Origin of the sequence: Caloramator mitchellensis, assembly GCF_001440545.1 — a bacterium.
GTDB lineage: Bacteria > Bacillota > Clostridia > Clostridiales > Caloramatoraceae > Caloramator > Caloramator mitchellensis.
Window position 1 is genome coordinate 138,359 of record NZ_LKHP01000001.1, and the last position, 14,704, is coordinate 153,062.

General features: G+C 30.4%; 15 protein-coding genes. 10 read left to right on the forward strand and 5 right to left on the reverse strand.

The window, feature by feature from the left end:
- The first annotated feature begins 6 nt into the window (after positions 1 to 6).
- The 3 genes from ABG79_RS00695 (at position 7) to ABG79_RS00705 (ending at position 4,018) form a co-directional block, all read left to right on the forward strand.
- Complete coding sequence (locus ABG79_RS00695) at positions 7 to 1,536, forward strand: alpha-amylase family glycosyl hydrolase (protein ID WP_152978174.1); 1,530 nt, start codon at positions 7 to 9, stop codon at positions 1,534 to 1,536.
- Between the two features lie 167 nt (positions 1,537 to 1,703).
- Positions 1,704 to 2,909 (forward strand): LCP family protein, encoded by a 1,206-nt coding sequence (locus ABG79_RS00700; RefSeq protein WP_057976069.1) that lies wholly within the window; start codon positions 1,704 to 1,706, stop codon positions 2,907 to 2,909.
- A gap of 197 nt (positions 2,910 to 3,106) precedes the next feature.
- A complete protein-coding gene (locus ABG79_RS00705; RefSeq protein ID WP_057976071.1) occupies positions 3,107 to 4,018 on the forward strand; it encodes a diguanylate cyclase in 912 nt (303 codons plus the stop codon).
- Positions 4,019 to 4,038: 20 nt separating this feature from the next.
- Here the strand turns inward: ABG79_RS00705 and fba are convergent, their stop codons facing one another.
- The 3 genes from fba to ABG79_RS00720 form a co-directional block, all read right to left on the reverse strand.
- A complete protein-coding gene (gene fba / locus ABG79_RS00710; protein WP_057976073.1) occupies positions 4,039 to 4,968 on the reverse strand; it encodes a class II fructose-1,6-bisphosphate aldolase in 930 nt (309 codons plus the stop codon).
- Positions 4,969 to 5,151: 183 nt separating this feature from the next.
- Positions 5,152 to 5,544, reverse strand: a complete 393-nt coding sequence (locus ABG79_RS00715; protein WP_057976075.1) for a DUF4363 family protein — start codon at positions 5,542 to 5,544, stop codon at positions 5,152 to 5,154.
- A gap of 4 nt (positions 5,545 to 5,548) precedes the next feature.
- Positions 5,549 to 6,214 (reverse strand): DUF421 domain-containing protein, encoded by a 666-nt coding sequence (locus tag ABG79_RS00720; RefSeq protein WP_057976078.1) that lies wholly within the window; start codon positions 6,212 to 6,214, stop codon positions 5,549 to 5,551.
- A gap of 112 nt (positions 6,215 to 6,326) precedes the next feature.
- Between ABG79_RS00720 and ABG79_RS00725 the strand changes: the two genes are divergently transcribed.
- From ABG79_RS00725 to ABG79_RS12170, 7 genes are all read left to right on the forward strand, one after another.
- Positions 6,327 to 7,379 (forward strand): SMI1/KNR4 family protein, encoded by a 1,053-nt coding sequence (locus ABG79_RS00725; RefSeq protein ID WP_057976080.1) that lies wholly within the window; start codon positions 6,327 to 6,329, stop codon positions 7,377 to 7,379.
- A gap of 11 nt (positions 7,380 to 7,390) precedes the next feature.
- Positions 7,391 to 8,860 (forward strand): glutamate--tRNA ligase, encoded by a 1,470-nt coding sequence (gene gltX / locus ABG79_RS00730; RefSeq protein ID WP_160318200.1) that lies wholly within the window; start codon positions 7,391 to 7,393, stop codon positions 8,858 to 8,860.
- 48 nt (positions 8,861 to 8,908) lie between these two features.
- Positions 8,909 to 10,567, forward strand: a complete 1,659-nt coding sequence (locus ABG79_RS00735; protein WP_057976085.1) for a nucleoside kinase — start codon at positions 8,909 to 8,911, stop codon at positions 10,565 to 10,567.
- A 175-nt stretch (positions 10,568 to 10,742) separates the two neighbouring features.
- Positions 10,743 to 11,594 carry a YitT family protein gene (locus tag ABG79_RS00740; RefSeq protein WP_057976088.1) on the forward strand — a complete coding sequence of 284 codons (852 nt, stop codon included), beginning with the start codon at positions 10,743 to 10,745 and terminating at the stop codon, positions 11,592 to 11,594.
- A 13-nt stretch (positions 11,595 to 11,607) separates the two neighbouring features.
- Complete coding sequence (sdaAB, locus tag ABG79_RS00745; RefSeq protein WP_057976090.1) at positions 11,608 to 12,273, forward strand: L-serine ammonia-lyase, iron-sulfur-dependent subunit beta; 666 nt, start codon at positions 11,608 to 11,610, stop codon at positions 12,271 to 12,273.
- An 11-nt stretch (positions 12,274 to 12,284) separates the two neighbouring features.
- Positions 12,285 to 13,157, forward strand: coding sequence for an L-serine ammonia-lyase, iron-sulfur-dependent, subunit alpha (sdaAA, locus tag ABG79_RS00750; RefSeq protein WP_057976092.1), 873 nt, complete (start codon positions 12,285 to 12,287; stop codon positions 13,155 to 13,157).
- Between the two features lie 64 nt (positions 13,158 to 13,221).
- Positions 13,222 to 13,332, forward strand: coding sequence for an RCKP-type rubredoxin-like domain-containing protein (locus tag ABG79_RS12170; protein ID WP_083490258.1), 111 nt, complete (start codon positions 13,222 to 13,224; stop codon positions 13,330 to 13,332).
- 112 nt (positions 13,333 to 13,444) lie between these two features.
- Here ABG79_RS12170 and cax read toward each other — a convergent pair whose 3' ends face one another.
- Together cax and ABG79_RS12445 are read right to left on the reverse strand one after the other, a co-directional pair.
- Positions 13,445 to 14,485 carry a calcium/proton exchanger gene (gene cax / locus ABG79_RS00755; RefSeq protein WP_057976094.1) on the reverse strand — a complete coding sequence of 347 codons (1,041 nt, stop codon included), beginning with the start codon at positions 14,483 to 14,485 and terminating at the stop codon, positions 13,445 to 13,447.
- Between the two features lie 49 nt (positions 14,486 to 14,534).
- Positions 14,535 to 14,702 carry a hypothetical protein gene (locus ABG79_RS12445; RefSeq protein WP_160318201.1) on the reverse strand — a complete coding sequence of 56 codons (168 nt, stop codon included), beginning with the start codon at positions 14,700 to 14,702 and terminating at the stop codon, positions 14,535 to 14,537.
- Positions 14,703 to 14,704 lie beyond the last annotated feature (2 nt).

Below are 14,704 nucleotides of genomic sequence, written 5' to 3' on the forward strand. Positions count from 1 at the left end.
ATAGTCATGGGGAAAATTTCTAAATTATTAATTTTTTTATCTCTTTTTCTTTTTATAATTTATGCTAACGCTTGCACATTTAATAACGATAAAAATGTAAGGATAAAGCAAGATGGAATGGTATACTATGAGGTTTTTGTAAGATCATTTTACGATAGTGATGGAGATGGGATAGGAGACATAAAGGGATTGACTGAGAAACTTTCCTATATTAAGTCTTTAGGAGTTAATGGAATTTGGTTGATGCCTATTTTTAAATCACCAAGTTATCATGGCTATGATGTAACAGATTATTATAACATAAATTCTGAGTATGGAACGAATGAGGATTTTGAAAGATTTCTAAAAAGAGCTCATGAGATGGGAATGAAGGTTATTTTGGATTTGGTTATAAATCATACAAGCAGCAAGCATCCATGGTTTTTAAACGCAGATACATCGCCAAATAGCAAATATAGAAACTTTTATATTTGGGCAGACAAGGACACGAATACTAGCAAACTTTCTCCATTTGGCACAAAACAGTGGCATAATAAGGGTAGTGGATTTTATAATGGTATTTTCTGGTCAGAAATGCCTGACTTAAACTTTGATAATAAAAATGTAAGAAAAGAAATTAAAAAAATAGCCAAATATTGGCTTGAGAAAGGTGTAGATGGCTTCCGATTAGATGCAGCAATGCACATTTATCCTCCTGAAAGAACTCAGGATACTTTAGAGTGGTGGGATGAATTTTCTCAATATTGTAGGAGCGTAAAAAAAGATGTATATTTGGTTGGTGAAGTATGGAGCAACGAACGTGCTATTGCGCCTTATCTAAAATATTTAGATTCATGCTTTAATTTTACTCTATCTGAAAGTATTATTGGAACAGTTATAAATGAAGACTCTTCTAAACTTCAATATAGCCTTCCGTTTGTTTATGATGAATATAAGAACTCATATAAAGATTATGTTGATGCTCCATTTTTAACCAATCACGATATGGAAAGGGTTATGAACAGAGTAGCTAATATCGATAAGATGAAACTTGCTTCTGCAATTCTTTTAATGATGCCAGGTAATCCTTTTATTTATTATGGTGAAGAAATAGGAATGAAGGGATTAAAACCCGATGAATATATCAGGGAGCCATTTAAATGGTATAGAGTATACGGCAGAGGACAGACAAAGTGGGAGGAAAGTATCCACAATTTAGGAGATTATTCACCGAGCGTAGAACAACAGGAAAGCGAACCAGATTCGTTATTAAATCATTATAGAAATTTAATTAAGTTAAGGCAATCATATAGCTCATTATCAAAGGGAGATTTAAGCTTAATTAAAACGGATTCAAATGTTTTTGCTTTTAAAAGAACATTTAACAATGAAACGATGGTTATTGTTTTTAATGTGACTAGCAAGAAAGTTACAACTGATATTGATGCAGGAGTTAATATAGAAGGTATAAATATTTTAAATAACAAAAATGTAAAACATGCCAATAACATAATATACATTGAACTTCAGCCTTATTCCTATGCTATATTAAAGTAATTTATAACGCATTCTTGATTTAATGCAAGAATGCGTTATATTTATTATTTTTTTGTTAACTAGCCTAAACGGTATTGAGAAAAAAGTATTTTTATGTGATAATATTATGGACTGATTGTTAATAAGAAATCATCAATTTAAGTCGTATATTAGATTGAGGTGGTAGAATGAAAAGAACACTTATAGTTATAGGAATAGTTGTAACAATGTTATTAGGTGTTTTTGCAGGCTCTTATTATTATATAAATAAGAAAATATTTGTTCCTTCTCCAAAAGATTTTTTCTCAAATGATAACAATGATAACAATGATAAACAAAATTTCAATGTTGAAAAAGGAAATTATAACATTTTGTTAATCGGATTGGATAAGAGAACAGATAATGATATTGGTAGAACTGATTCAATAATACTAGCTAATATAAACGCCGATACAAGGAAAATACGTTTGATTTCTTTTATGAGAGATATGTATATCCCAATTCCTGGGTATGGATTAAATAGAATAAATTCAGCATATACTCTTGGTGGGCCAGAATTATTAATGGAAACTCTTCAAAAGGATTTTAATATTGATGTTCAGTATTATATTTCTATCGACTTTAGAGCCTTTCAGGATTTAGTTGATAAACTTGGCGGGATTGATGTTGAAATCAAGGATTATGAAGTTAATGAAATAAACAAGTATATCAAAGAAGTAAACGGTTCAAAGGCAACATTGCTTCAAGGTCCAGGTTATCAACACTTAAATGGACAACAAGCTTTATCATATAGCAGAATAAGAAAAGTTGGAAATAGCGACTTTGAAAGAACTGAGAGACAAAGAAGAGTTTTAACAATATTAATAGATAAGGCAAGGAGCGTCAGCATATTTAAGATACCAGAGCTTGCATCGACAGCAATAAACTATATTAAAACAAATATTCCAACTACAAAGCTTATGAATTTAGGGTATACAGTATATAAATTTGGGAATACTCCTGTTGAAACTATAAGAATCCCTGTTGATGGTATGTTTGACAGCCTGATGGTAAAAGGCATGGCGGTATTGGTGCCTGATATGGAGAAGAATGTAACATTTTTAGAAAAATTTTTATCTTCACAAGGCATAGCCTTTTCAAATCTTCCTCCATACATGGCTAATAATTTCCACGCAGATGATAAGGCAATAGACAATAGGGGGAAAAAGCGAAATGTTATAAAAATTCAGATACCTCCGGAAGACTTAACACAACCTACTGATAATACAAGTGATTACGAAATAATTGAAGGGAACGATAGCAATAATCAGGACGGAAAGCCTAATACTTCAAATACTGATGGTCAAGGTGATAAAACAAACAATAATGGCAATGAAGTTGTTCCATCCGAGTAAAGTTTATGAAAAATGCTTTAATTGTTCATGTTAATGTAATAATAAAGCCTCTGATTTTCATGAGGCTTTATTATTACATTTTTTATTTTAATTTTTAATAACTCTTGCGTTTTAAATGATAAAAAATATTAACTTGCAAAATAGTTTTCTAAAAGGTAAAATAATTATATCTCTGTGTTCTAGTTCAGGAGGTTTTTATGATATTGCCCCATATTTTAGTTATTGAAGATTCGTTATTACATGGAAAAATGATACAAGATGTATTGCAAAAGAATAATTATTCTGTAAAATGGGTAATAAGTGCAGAGGATGCGCTTGATGAAGACTTAGATAAATATGATTTGGTGCTTACTGATTTAATTTTACCAGGGATTACGGGTTATGAGCTAAGTGAAAAAATAAAAAGCAAAAATCCTTATCTACCAATTATAGCCATAACATCTGTCACTGAAGATGAGTCGATTTCAAAGGCACTGTCTTTAGGTGCTGATGACTATATAAAAAAACCTTTTTCAGTGATAGAATTGATAGCCAGGATAAATGTGCAACTTAGAACTAGACATTTTCAACTTGAACTTATTAAAAAAAATAAGGAACTTGAAGAGGCCAACAAAAAGATTAAAGAACTAGCAGTTACTGATATGCTTACGGGTGCATTTAATAGGGTATATTTAAGGGAATTCTTAACAAATATTGCGAAAGAAAATTTATTTAAAAAAGTATCTTGTTTTATAATTGATCTTGATAATTTTAAAAAAATAAATGATACATATGGACATTTAATGGGTGATATTGTATTAAAAAATTTAGTAACTATCTGTAAAAATATAATAATGAATAAAGGTATTGTAGTTCGTTTTGGCGGGGAAGAATTTTTAGGGATTATTATAGATGATAAAGCTAATGCTTATGATATTGCAGAAAAAATCAGGATAGAAGTAGAAAACAATAAAAACTGCGAATTTAGGTGGACGATTAGCATTGGATTAAGCTCTGGAATATTAACATCCAAAAATGTGTATGAAGATTTTGAAATAATATTAAAAGAAGCAGATGAGATGCTTTATGTATCTAAGAAAAATGGAAAAAATAGGGTAACAAAAAAGTAAGGGTGGATTTTCCACCCTTATTATATTGCATTTGAACTTCCAAGAACTGTTTTAATCTTGTCCTTAACCACCATTTTGATAGAATCTCTAGCTGCACCAAGGTATTTTCTAGGGTCAAATTCTTCAGGCTTTGTTGCAAATACTTCTCTTATTGAAGCTGTCATTGCAAGTCTTAAATCTGTATCCATATTTATTTTGCATATCGCCATAGAAGCTGCTTTTCTTAGCATATCAACTGGGATTCCCTGAGCTCCCTCAAGCTTTCCTCCATATTTATTGCATTTTTCAACGAATTCAGGCATAACGGCTGAAGCTCCATGCAATACAAGAGGGAATCCTGGTAATTTATTTGCAATTGCTTCAAGCCTTTCAAAATCTAATTTAGCTTCACCTTTGAATTTGTATGCACCATGGCTTGTTCCTATTGCAATCGCTAAAGAATCAACTCCAGTTCTTGAAACGAACTCATAAGCTTCATCAGGATCAGTGAATTTTGCTTCCCTAGCTGATACTTTAACTTCATCTTCAATACCAGCGAGCTTGCCAAGTTCTGCTTCAACCACCACACCTTTAGAATGCGCGTACTCAACAACTTCCTTTGTTATTCTAATATTTTCTTCTAGTGGGTATTTAGATGCATCAATCATTACTGAAGTAAAACCTAAATCAATACACATTTTACAAACATCAAAACTTTCACCATGGTCAAGGTGAAGTGCTATTGGAATTCCAGTATCTTCAACAGCTGCTTCTACCATTTTCATTAAATATGTAGGTCTAGCGTATTTTATAGCACTAGCAGATACTTGAAGTATAACTGGCGAATTTTCTTCTTTTGCAGCGTCAACAATTCCTTGAATTATTTCCATGTTGTTAATGTTAAAGGCACCGATAGCATAACCATTTTCATAGGCTTTCTTAAACATTTCCTTGGTAGTAACTAATGGCATAAAAAATCCTCCTCAAAAATTATTTATGATATACAATTATATAATATATCATATATATTATATATCATATATTATTTTGAACCAACAGAAAAGTTGGAAGCAATAATATACGGGACAATAAAGGTCCCGTATGGTCAAAATATGTCTAATAATATTATATATTATTTTGAATTTATTTCAAGTTTAAATGATATTTTCTAGGCTTAATCTTTCAATTTGGTAGATATGTTTAATATAATGTTCTAGTGTAGCAAGACTTGCTTCAGATGAAGATTTGTCTTTGTTTTTTATAAATTGTATTGTTTCCTTTAGGGATATTGAGATATTATCAATTTCCTTGTGATTAATAAATAATGACCATCTATGTTTGGACTTTTCCCATTCTTCATTTAATTTATTTATACTACTAAAAGCATTTGGCCAATCGCCTTTAGATATGCTTGTTTTAATATTATTGATATTTTCTCCTAAAATTCTTGTATCATTTTTAATCAAATTAATTTCGATAAGACTTACGCTAATTATTAAAATAAATACGATTATATTAAAAATTAAAACAAACTTACCGCTTTTCATGTTATCATCTCCCTTGAACAAATAATTGTCCCTTTGTATCAAGCATAGCTATAAAGACGTCTTCGTATTTTTCTATATTATAAAACTTTAGTTGTTCTTTTAACCATATTTCATCGTATCCCGAAACCAATAAATTATTATATTGAAGTTCACCATCTAAAATTAAACTAAGCGGTAGTTTTTCTGGTGGAGACACTATATTTAAATCTTTTTTTGTTAAAGGAGATTTTTCAGGTTTAGGTATTATGCTTATTTTTCCATTTGTTTCAAGAATGGCATACTCAATTTCATTTAAGTTAAAATAGTTTAATAATCGCAATTCTTCCATTAAATCGTCAAGGTTAAACCTTTGTCTTCTTAATTCTTCTTCAATAACTTTTCCATGTTTAACAAGTATGCTCGGTTCACCGCAGACTATTTTTCTAATAGGTTGAAATTTTAAAGATAAATAAGAAATTCCAACTTCAAGAAGCATTAAAGTTAATATAGGTATTAATCCGTTAATTAATGGGACACCAGGTTCCTGCATTGGGATTGCTGCAAGTTCAGATAACATTATTGCTATTACTAGTTCAAATGGTTGTAACTCTCCTATTTGTCTTTTACCCATTATTCTCATAACAAGAACAACAAAAAAATATAATACTACAGTTCTTAAAAATACTATCATATGTCATCACCTAATATTATTATTCCATTATAATTAATTTTAATTACTTGAGTTAAAGACTGTAAAAGAGTATAATTTTTCTTAGCATACAAGATAGAGAGGGTTTACGATTATGAGAACGAGATTTGAAAAATTCGAAATGAAATATGGATATTTCTTATCGGAAGAATTTAAAAAATTTATGCAAAAATTTGGCGGTGATACACAGTTTGGTAGCTGCCGCTTTGAATATTCAGAAAATATAGCTAACAATTTGCTAAGAGTTCCTGGAAAAATGAACATCAATTTATTGCCATTTGGTGACATAGGGAATGGTGATTACTATTGTTTTTATAAATATGGTCCAAGAAAGGAAGAATATTATATAGGAATATGGTTGCATGAAACAAGGAATTTTATAGTATTAGCTTCAAATTTTAAATCTTTTATGTATAAATGTTTACTTGACGATATTATGTCTTTAAACTTAATTGAGGATGACTCAGAATATGGGATTACATCAGACGAAATTTTGTATAGAATAAACGTTCTCTCTGAAGAATTTGGTTTTGATGTTGAAAAGGCAATGCTCTGTGATAATGAATATAATTATCACAAATTTTTGGTTGAATATGATAATAAGGCAATTCAAAGTTTATGCTTTTTAGGAAAGAAGATGATAGAGAATAATGAAAAAAACGGCAAAAAGGCTTTAGAAAAGGTTATAAATGAGATGCCAATTTATACCGCTCCGTATTATATTTTAGGAAAGCATAATGAAATTTTAAGTGGTAGCTATGAAAAAATGTATCTACAAGGATTGAAAACATCATTAGATTTAACTGGTTTTAGCTATTGGGAAGAAGATTTTATTGAAATTCCTGAGGATGTTCATAGAGAGATGCTATTTTTTATAGATGAGGAGAAAAACAAGGAGTTTCTAAAAGAATATTATCTTTTAGACAAAGACCCATACGATGCTGAAGTAAGGCTTAAGCTCGCAAAAAAGTATGTCAAGCAAGGTGAATATGAAAAGGCAGTTGTAGAGTATAATAATGCACTTTATTGCAATGAAGATAAAGAATTTGCAAGGGAAATACTAAAAATTGCTTTAAATGATGTTTGTGATGGAGGACTTTTATACCTAAAAAATATTATTGAAAATGACCTAAAATTTTTAAGATGAGGGTGGTAGAGATGAAGGAAGTTAGGGTTAGAATTGCACCAAGTCCAACGGGGAATTTTCATGTTGGAACTGCTAGGAATGCACTTTATAATTATATATTTGCTAAACAAAATAAAGGAAAGTTTATTTTAAGAATAGACGATACAGATATGAAAAGAAATACTATTGAGTCTGAAACAGGTATATATGAAGGTATGAAATGGCTTGGACTTGATTGGGATGAAGGACCAAATATAGGCGGTGATTTTGGACCATATAGGCAATCTGAAAGGCTTGAAATATATTATAAATATATTGAAAAACTTATAAACGATGGTCATGCTTATTATTGTTATTGCACAGAAGAAGAACTTGAAGAAGCAAGAAGAGAACAAGTAGCTCGAAAAGAAGCTCCTAAATATTCAGGTAAGTGCAGGAATATTTCTAAAGAAGAAATCCAAATAAAAGATAAAATGGGAGTTAAACCAGTTGTAAGGTTTAAGGTTCCAGATAAGGTTATTAAATTTAACGACGGAGTGAGAGGGGAACTAAATTGGGATGGTAAATTAATAGGTGATTTTGTCATTTTAAAATCAGATGGAGTCCCAACTTATAATTTTGCTACTGCGATAGATGATTGGCTTATGAAAATTAGTCATGTATTAAGAAGTCAAGAACATATTCCAAATACTTATTTGCAGGTATTGATTTTAGAAGCTCTTGGAGCTGAAATACCACAATATGTTCATTTGCCGCTATTATTAAATGAAGACAGAAGCAAAATATCCAAAAGAGATGGCGCCCTTTTTATAGGTGAGTATAAAGAAATGGGATATCTTAAGGAAGCGGTGCTAAATTTTATTGCACTTTTAGGATGGAATCCTGGAGATAGTGAAGAATTTTTAAGTATTGAAGATATGATAAATAAATTTTCCTTTGAAAGGATTAACAAATCTAATGTTGTTTTTGATTTTAAAAAACTTGATTGGTTTAATGGAAATTATATTAGAAAAAAAACTATCGAAGAAATGGTTGAACTTATTATTCCGTTTTTACTTCAAACTGACTATTTTGAATTAAACGAATCTACTAAAGAAAAACTATTTATGATAATGAAAGTTGAACAGGAGAGAATTAAAAGATTAGATGAAGTTAAGGAAAGTTTTAAACCATTTTTTGTAGAACCTGTAGTTTATGATATATCTTTAATAAGAGACAGTTTGAAAAACACAAGTATTGATGAGATGATATATTTATTAGAAACTGCAATTAAAATTTTAGAAAATACTGACAATTGGACTGCTCAGGAATTAGAAAATTTGATGAGACAATTATGTGAAGAAATTCAAGTTAAGACAAAAATACTTTTTATGCTTCTGAGAATTGCAGAAACAGGTTCTAAAATATCGCCTCCTTTATTTGATACATTTGAAATAATAGGTAAGGAATCAACTATTAATAGATTAAACAATTGTAAAAAACAGTTATATGATAGCAAATAGATTAATAAAATATAAAAAAAGAGCACTAATTTAAACGGGGGTGAAAGAGTGAGTCAAAAGATAAGTGTAAGGATTAACAATTCTGAACCACTGGAATATCCTATAGGAGTTAAGATAGAGGATGTTTTAAGCCAAAATCTAAATGAAACTGCTTTGTTATCAATTATTAATGGAAAATATCTAGAGCTAAATAAATGTCTTTATGAGGATTCAAATATTGTGCCTGTTACGATGAAACATCCTGCTGGAGCTAGAACCTATGCCAGGAGTTTAGGTTTTTTGTTGATTATAGCAGCTAAAAAAATTATGCCAGGGTGTAGAGTTACAATTGAGCACTCATTAAATAAAGCATTATATTGCGAATTACATTGTGATAATGAATTAAATAAAGAAAATATAGAACTGTTGAAGAAAAAAATGCAGCAGCTTGTGGAAGAGAACTTGAAGTTTGAAAAAATCATTATGAAAAAAGATGATGCAATAAAAATATTTGAAAATGAAGGTATGCCAGATAAAATTAGATTATTAAAATTTTATGAAAAGGAAGAAATTGAAATTATTAAGTGTGATGATGTATATGATTTTTTTTATGCTCCATTAGTTCCTTCTACCGGGTATTTAAAATTATTCGAAATTAAGCAATATAAACCGGGGTTGCTAATATTGTATCCAAACGAAGAAAATCCAAATAAAATATTGGAGTTTAAGGATGTCCCTAAACTAGCTAAAATATTTAGAGAAACAGAAGAATGGGCAAGAGTTTTAGATGTAGCAGATGTTGGAGCTCTTAATGAAAAGGTTGCTAGTGGGGATATTAAAGATATTGTATTAGTTTCTGAAGCATTACATGAGAAAAAGCTTGCTTATATTGCAGATAAAATATATGAAAATAGAGACAAGGTTAAGATAGTTTTGATAGCTGGGCCTTCATCATCAGGAAAAACAACTTTTTCTAAAAGACTTTCAATTCAACTTAGAATATTAGGGTTTAATCCAATCCCTATTTCGCTTGATGATTATTTTGTAAATAGAGAAGAAACACCTATTGATGAATCAGGTGAGTATGATTTTGAATCAATTCATGCACTTGATATAAATTTATTTAACGCTCATTTATCTATGTTATTAGAAGGGCAAGAGATTGAACTGCCTAAGTTTGATTTTATTAAAGGTAAAAGACTGAATTCAGGGAAAAAACTTAGATTGGACAATAGAACAATTCTAGTAATAGAAGGAATACACGGCTTGAATGAATTACTAACAAATGCAATATCAAGAGAAAGTAAATTTAAAATATATATTAGTGCATTGACGCAGTTAAATATAGATGATCATAATCGAATTCATACTACAGATGTTAGACTTTTAAGAAGAATTGTCAGGGATTCTAAGTATAGAGGTAAGAGTGCAGAAGATACGATAATTACATGGCCAAAGGTTAGAAATGGGGAAGAAAACAATATTTTCCCATTCCAAGAAGAAGCAGATGTTATGTTTAATTCAACTTTGGCATACGAAATGTGCGTTTTGAAGAAATATGCAAAAAAACAACTTGATGAAATTAAAGTTGAAAGCCCTGCTTATCTTGAAGCATATAGGTTAAGGGCCTTCTTAGAATTCTTTAAGGAAGCAAATGATGATTTGGAAGAATTAATTCCCAAAAACTCAATAATACGAGAATTTATAGGTGATAGTTGTTTTGAATAGAAGGATGGTTCCCAATATATTTATTCTTAAAAATAATTTAATTTAAGCCTCATGAATGATTTCATTGTCATAAGCTACTTTTGAAATCATTTCATGGGGTGATATATTATTTATATGGAGCATTTCAAATGTTATATGCTTGTTATGCAATATAATTTATTTTGGAGGGGGATATATGAAGATTAAGAAGGAAGAAATTCTGAGCAGATTATTAATTGTGATTTTGGGATGTTTAATTTCAGCAATTGGAATAAATGCATTCATAGTTCCTCACAAATTGTTAAGCGGAGGAGTAGCAGGTCTAGCAATCGTTATTCAATATTTAACATCAATTCCTTCAGGTTTTTTATTATTTATATTAAATATCCCAATTTTTTTATATGGTACGAAGGAGCTCGATGTTGACTTTATAATATTTAGCATTTTAGGAGTGTTTTTATTATCAACTATGCTTATTATTACAAGGGATATAAATCAGTATTTAGCTGTTAAGGATATTTTACTGTCATGTGTTTATGGAGGGGTTTTAAATGGAATTGGAGTTGGTTTAGTTTTAAGACAAAGAGCTTCAATGGGTGGAACAGATATAATTGCTGTAACACTAAAAAAGAGATTAGGAATAAACGTTTCAACTATTGCTTTTATTATGAATTTTGTTATAGTTATTATTGGGATGTTTATTAGTAATATTGAAACTGGATTATATACTTTAATTTTAATGTTTATTTCCTCAAGAGTCATGGAAAATGTTTTACAGGGCTTTGATAGAAAAAAGATGATTATTATCGTAACAGAAAAGTTTGATGAGATTTCGAATTTAATCATGAGCGAATTAGGGAGAGGGGTAACATTTTTACATGGAGAAGGTGCTTACACAGGAGTCGACAAAAAGGTTATTTATTGTATTGTAACGTTGAATCAGCTTGTTAAAACGAAAAATATAGTTTTGAAGTCCGACCCTAAGGCATTTCTCACTATAATAGATGCTGCAGAAGTTCAGGGCAAAGGTTTTAGAAATTTTATTTAGAAAGGATGATTGGATGAAATTTTATGGAGTTTTTGATGTGTTAGGACCTGTAATGATTGGTCCATCAAGTTCGCATACAGCAGGAGCAGCAAGGCTTGGTAAAATTGCAGGTAAAATTGCTGGATGTGGATTCAAAAGGGTAGACTTTTTACTACATGGTTCTTTTGCTGAAACTTATAAGGGACATGGAACTGATAGGGCACTTGTAGCAGGAGTTTTAGGTATGGAGCCATATGATGAAAGATTAAGAAGTTCTCTAGAGATTGCTAAAAATTTAAATATTGAAATAAATTTTATTCCAACTGACCTGGGAGATGAACATCCTAACACAGTTAAAATAATTTTCTATAAGGAAGATAATAAAAAAATAACAGTTATGGGCTCTTCGATAGGTGGAGGTAATATTCTAATAACAGAAGTTGATGGAGAAAAAGTTGAATTTACAGGTGAGTATCCAACTATTATAGCAAAGTATATGGATAGAAAAGGTATGATAGCTGAGATTTCTGGTAAAATACTTGATGAAGGAATAAATATAGCTAACATGAAGGTAACTCGTAATCAAAATAGAATAGTAACAGCAATAATAGAATTAGACGTTCAGGTGACCGAAGAAACGCTTGAAGAAATTAAGCAAATTAAGGATATGATAACTGTTGCATCAATTAATCCAATTTGAGGAGGTTTAATATGTATTCTAATGGTGAAGAGTTAATAGCATTAGCAAATACGCAAAATAAGAAGATTTATGAGATAGTAATCGATTATGAAGCTGATAGAACGGGTAAGACAAAAGAAGAAATAGTGGGAAATATGCGTTCTGTTTTAAATGTCATGATTGATTCTGCTGAAAAGGGTTTAAATGAAGAAGTAAATTCAATTAGCGGGCTCATAGGCGGAAATGCAAAGAAAGTTCAAGATTACTTAAATGAGAATTCAAATTTAAGCGGCTATGTAATAAATAAGGCTATGGCTAGGGCTTTATCTGTTTCAGAAGTAAATGCGTCGATGGGAAGAATAGTTGCTGCTCCTACAGCAGGCTCTTCTGGCATACTTCCCTCTGTCGTTATTACCGCTGCGGAGGTTTTGAATAAAGATAAGGATGACATGGTTAATGCATTGTTTACAGCTTCTGGAATTGGACAAATTATCTCTAAGAATGCCACTGTATCAGGAGCAGAAGGTGGATGCCAGGCTGAGTGCGGTTCAGCTGCAGCAATGGCAGCAGCAGCAGTAGTCGAAATGGCAGGTGGTACTCCAGAGCAAGCTCTTCATGCAGCTGCAATTTGCATTCAGAATATATTAGGATTGGTATGTGATCCTGTAGCAGGATTAGTTGAAGCTCCATGCTATTTGAGAAATTCCTCCGGTGCAGTGAATGCGCTTACTTCAGCTGATTTAGCATTGGCCGGAGTAAGAAGCATTATCCCATTTGATGAAGTTGTAGATGCCATGTATAGAGTAGGTAAGGCGCTTCCATTTGAACTAAGAGAAACAGCTCTTGGAGGAATTGCAGCTACCCCAACTGGTATTAAATTGAAAAACAAAATTTTTGGAGAATAGTTATTTGAAAAAATTAGATTTTTGTGTTAAAATATTCTAAAACAAAAGAATTTGGGGTGATTTTATGGCTGTTTTTAAGTGCACTGTTTGCGGAGAAATTAAGGAAGGTAGATGCAAACCTGCAAAATGCGCCAAATGCGGTGCTCCAAAAGAAAAAATAGAAAAGCAACAATAAAAAACTGCCTCTTTTGAGGTAGTTTTTTATGTTGAAAAATATTAATAATGTAAGCTTTTGTGATTTCACTGGCATTCGCTTATTACCAGGTAACTCTAGTTTTTTTCCAAAACTAAATTAAATAATAGCTTAATATGATGATTGCATATGAAGCAAGTAAAATTGCACCTTCAAGCCAATAGGTTCTACCATCTTGGAAAACAAAAAATGATAAAACTACTGATAGAATTAAGATAGTTAGATCATAAAGATTGTATACTAAAGTTATTGGATTGTATATTAAATTTGCAAATATAACTATTAAAGGCAATACGAAAAGAAATATCTGCATGCTGGAGCCGATTGCAATTTCTATACATAAACTCACTTTATCTTTTAGGGCCATGTTTATTGCAGTTATATATTCAGCAACATTTCCTATTGCAGGCATTATTAATATGCCTAGTAGTTTTTCTGGTATGTTAAATAAGGTAATTATTTTTTCTATTGAAGAAACAAGCATTTGACTTAAAATAAAAACTAAAACAAAAATTACTAACCACTTAATTATTATAACATTACTTTCTGACGGTAATTCATCATCGGCATTGTCTTCAGATTGGACTATAAATAAATTTTTATGTGTTATTAATGAAAAAATTAAGCCGAGCAAATAAATAACGATTAGGACAATACTAATAGTTAAACTAAAAAAGTTAATTTTTTCTACAGATATATCTCCATGGAGTGAAATAGAAGAGGTTATTATTAAGCTTGTAAGAGCTAGGAAGAGGAGAGAAAAATTCGTTCTTGCAATATTTTTATTAAATGATTGTTCCTTATATTTTATACCTCCAAAGAAGATGCTTAGTCCTAATACAAGAAGCATGTTTCCAATTATTGAACCTATAAGGCCGATTTTAATTAGTTCAGACATTCCATGGTTTATTGCTAATATACTAATCAGCAATTCTGGTAGATTCCCTGCAGTTGAATTTATTAATCCTCCAATTTTATCTCCAAGTTTATTTGAGATTATTTTAGTGTAATTGCTAATAAATGTAGATAACAAAATTAATGAAGTAAAACTTAATATGAAATTTATTATGACAAAATCAGTATTATAAAATATAAAACATATGGGTAAGGTTAATATCAAGACGATTCTAGCCATCGATGTCACCACCAATTTTTAAAATTCCCCGGGAAATCCCGAGGATACATTATTGATTAAATTGATTATTTATATATTCATCATCTATAGTCTCAAATTCATCAAAGTATTGATAATCATAAATATCTTTATCAACTTCATTTCTAAACATGCTTCTTTCTTCTTCAATATTTTTGATTAAATCAATAGGAACCCAAACAATCATACATTTTTTCATTC